General features: G+C 66.9%; 3 protein-coding genes. 1 reads left to right on the forward strand and 2 read right to left on the reverse strand.

All coding sequences use genetic code 11. The annotated features are described in order from the left end of the window. Positions 1-1,079: UxaA family hydrolase (locus tag ACW4E8_RS40895; protein WP_456809683.1), on the reverse strand; the 1,079-nt coding region annotated here is incomplete at its 3' end. Positions 1,080-1,086: 7 nt separating this feature from the next. Continuing rightward, positions 1,087-1,377 (reverse strand): UxaA family hydrolase, encoded by a 291-nt coding sequence (locus ACW4E8_RS40900; RefSeq protein WP_456809684.1) that lies wholly within the window; start codon positions 1,375-1,377, stop codon positions 1,087-1,089. A 215-nt stretch (positions 1,378-1,592) separates the two neighbouring features. On the opposite strand from ACW4E8_RS40900, the gene ACW4E8_RS40905 reads away from it, so the two are divergent. Continuing rightward, positions 1,593-2,377: quinone oxidoreductase family protein (locus tag ACW4E8_RS40905; protein ID WP_456809685.1), on the forward strand; the 785-nt coding region annotated here is incomplete at its 3' end.

Genomic DNA, 2,377 nt, shown 5'->3' on the forward strand with positions numbered 1-2,377 from the left:
GCCACGTCCAGCGCAAAGTCGTATAGACGATCCCCCAGCTCGGCGATCTTCTCGCCGCGCTGCAGGATCCCGCTCGCATCGAAGTCGATGTTGTCCGCCATGCTCTGCAGCGTATTGACGTTGCCGCATACCTTCACCGTCGGCGCCACCATGCTGCCGATCGGGTTGCCCACCCCCGTGCCGAAGAACGTGAGCTGCGCGCCGCCGGCGGCCAGCGCGGTCAGGTTCTCCACCGCCGCCGACGGGGCGTCCATGAAGTGCAGCCCCGGCTTCTGCGGCGCCTGCCCGTAGCGCAGCACCCCTACCAACGGGTTCTTGCCCGCCTTGGCCATCGCGCCCAGCGCCTTCTCCTCGACGGTGGTCAGCCCGCCGCGCTTGTTGTCCGGCGAAGGCTGCGACTCGCGCATGTCCACGCCACGCGCGACGGCCAGGTTCTCCATGCCGCGCACCGCGCTGACAAAGGCGTCCCGTACGGTATCGTCCACCGCGCGCTCGGCGAACAGGTGCTCCGCGCCGATGAACTCCGAGGTCTCCGAGATGATCACCGTGCCGCCCTCGGCAATCACCCGGTCCGCCAGGCGCCCGATGGTCGGATTGCAGCTCAGCCCCGAGGTGGTGTCCGAGCCGCCGCATTCCACGCCGATCGTCAGGGCCGAGACCGGGCACGGCACGCGCCGCGCACGCGAGGCGTCCAGCACAAGGCGCGCCGCCTTGCGCGTGCCGTCGGCAATGCATTGCACCGTGCCGTGCGGCTGCAGATGCACCCGCTCCACCGGCTTGCCGGTCGCACGAATGCGCCGCGCCACCTCCTCGGTCGAGGCCTCCTCCAGCCCCACCAGCAGCACCGCCGCGATATTGGGATTGCGTCCCAGCGCGGCCAGCGTCTCATAGGCGAAATCCAGATCCGGTCCGAACTGCCCCCGCACGAACAGCGTGGTCACCGGAATGCAGCCACCCACCGTGCGCGCAATCGTGCGCGTGACCGGATTGCAGTTGTCCATGACCGACAGCACCGCCACCCAGTTGCGCACCCCGACGGCGCCGTTCTCGCGCCGGTAACCAAGAAAAGTCGTTGTCATTTGTCTCTCACCTTTGTTCCAGGTCGCCGCGCGCACGCGCCGACTCGATGTTGTGCACGTGCATGTGCTCCCCGGCGCGCACCACCAGGCTGGCCCGCCCGATGACCTGGCCGTACTTCACGATGTGTGCGCCCGGCGCGGTGTCGGCAATGCACACCTTGTGGCCGAACGGCACGTCCTGCAGCAGCGCCAGTTGCCCCGAGCCCTCGCCCTGCAGGGTGCAGGCTTCGCCGGCGCGGCCGGGGTCCAGAAGGGTGGCCACGTTGTCGGCCGGATGAAGTACGATGGCGCGCGTCATTTTTTCCGATTCATATATATGTGTGATGGCAGAAATGTAGAAACCATCCGCCGCCATGTCAAGGAATCACGGCAAATATCCGCGTAATCCACTAGACCCACCATCAAAGTCATATATATAACTTCTTGACACGACCCACTCCAGTGTCTATCGTCATGTCAACGACGACCCCACCCTTTCCGGGCCGCGTCAGATTCCAAGACAAGGAGACAGCTTTGAGAGCAGTTCGCGTCATTCCCGCCCCCGAAGGCGGTCAGGTGGTAGTCCAGGACATCCCCGTGCCCGCCGTCGGCGGCGGCCAGGTCCTGGTCAAGGTCCACGCCGCCGGCCTGAACCGCGGCGAAATCAATCAGGCCCGCGATCTGCGCTCGGGTAACCCCGTGAACTGGGGCGTCGAGTTCGCCGGTGAGGTGGCCGCCGTGGGCGACGGCGTCACCGGCTGGCGTGAGGGCGACCGCGTCATGGGGCACGGTAAAGGCTGCCAGGCCGAATTCGTGCTGGCCGATCCGCGCGCCCTGATGGCCATGCCCGACGGCCTGTCCTGGGTCGACGCCGCCGCCTTCCCCAACGTCTTCATCACCGCCCATGACGCGCTGGTCACCAATGGCCAGCTCAAGGCCGGCGAATCGGTGCTGGTCAACGGCGCCTCCGGCGGCGTGGCCATGGCCGCCATCCAGATTGCCTCGCTGATGGGCGCCAGGCCCGTGATCGCTACCTCCCGCTCGGCCGCCAAGCTCGACAAGCTCACCCAGTACGGCGTCGACGTGGGCATCGATTCGTCGAAGGACGACCAGGTCGACGCCGTCATGGCCGCCACCGACAATCGCGGCGTCGACGTCATCATCGATACCGTGGGCGGTACCGTGCTCGAGGCCAACATGAAAAGCCTCGCCGTGCAGGGGCGCCTGGTCAATATCGCCCGCCTGGGCGCCAACACCGGCCCGCTCGACATGAGCCTGCTCTGGCTCAAGCGCCTGAAGCTCATCGGCGTGACCTTCCG

The sequence above is a fragment of the Cupriavidus sp. CP313 genome (genome assembly GCF_054072015.1).